This is a genomic window from Oleiphilus sp. HI0128, assembly GCF_001635365.1.
Map to the genome: position 1 here is coordinate 1 of NZ_LWGG01000909.1, position 1,177 is coordinate 1,177.

At 46.2% G+C, this 1,177-nt stretch carries 1 protein-coding gene and 1 pseudogene; both read right to left on the reverse strand.

The genetic code is table 11. The features are described 5' to 3' along the window. A partial coding sequence (locus A3763_RS14810; protein WP_068760181.1) for an electron transfer flavoprotein subunit alpha/FixB family protein occupies nucleotides 1-780 on the reverse strand: 780 nt, incomplete at its 3' end. A 1-nt stretch (nucleotide 781) separates the two neighbouring features. Continuing rightward, a pseudogene (locus A3763_RS14815) lies at nucleotides 782-1,177 on the reverse strand (electron transfer flavoprotein subunit beta/FixA family protein); the annotation flags it as partial.

A 1,177-nucleotide genomic window follows, 5' to 3' on the forward strand; every position in this document is an offset into this window, starting at 1 on the left:
CGAGATACCAACAGCGATGTAAAGGTTAGGTGCAACAATCTTACCTGTTTGACCAACCTGCATATCGTTAGGTACGAAGCCAGCATCAACAGCGGCACGTGATGCACCTACAGCAGCGCCTAGCTTGTCAGCAACAGACTCAAGAATCTTGAAGTTGTCGCCATTTTGCATACCACGGCCACCAGAAATCACGATGTCAGCAGCAGTCAACTCTGGACGATCAGACTTAGCCATTTCTTCACCAACGAAGGTAGAGATGCCAGCATCCTGAACGTTATCAATAGCTTCAACAGCAGCAGAACCACCTTCAGCAGCAACAGGATCAAACGCAGTACCACGAACAGTGATTACTTTGATGCCGTCAGAAGACTGAACAGTAGCGATCGCATTACCTGCATAGATAGGACGAACGAAAGTATCAGCTGATTCAACTTTGATGATGTCAGAGATTTGCGCCACATCCAACAAAGCAGCTACACGTGGAAGGAAGTCCTTACCCGTAGTGCCCGCAGAAGTAACGATGTGAGAATAACCTTTACCAAGATCAGCAACTAGTAGAGATAAGTTCTCAGCTAGAGAGTGACCGTAGGCTGCATTATCTGCAACCAATACTTTAGCAACACCTTCAGCTTTAGCAGCTGCTTCAGCCGCCGCACCACAACCTTCGCCTGCAACTAGCACGTCGATGTCACCACCGATCGCTTTTGCTGCACTCAAAACGTTTAGGGTAACTGGCTTGATGCTACCGTTATCATGATCTGCAATTACTAGTATACTCATGTTAGATCACCTTCGCTTCAGTCTTAAGTTTGTCAACCAATTCAGCAACATCGGCAACTTTAATACCTGCTGAACGCGTAGCTGGCTCTTCAACCTTGGTAATCTTCAAGCTAGCAGCAACATCAACACCCAGGTCAGCTGGAGTTGTCATTTCAAGCGGCTTTTTCTTCGCTTTCATGATATTTGGAAGAGAAGCATAACGTGGCTCGTTCAAACGCAAGTCAGTTGTTACAACTGCTGGCAAGTTCAAACCAACTGTCATCAGACCACCATCAACTTCACGAGTAACATTTACTTTGTCGCCATCAACAACAACTTCAGAAGCAAACGTACCTTGAGGCATACCAGTCAATGCAGCAAGCATCTGACCAGTTTGGTTGTTATCAGAGTCGATAGA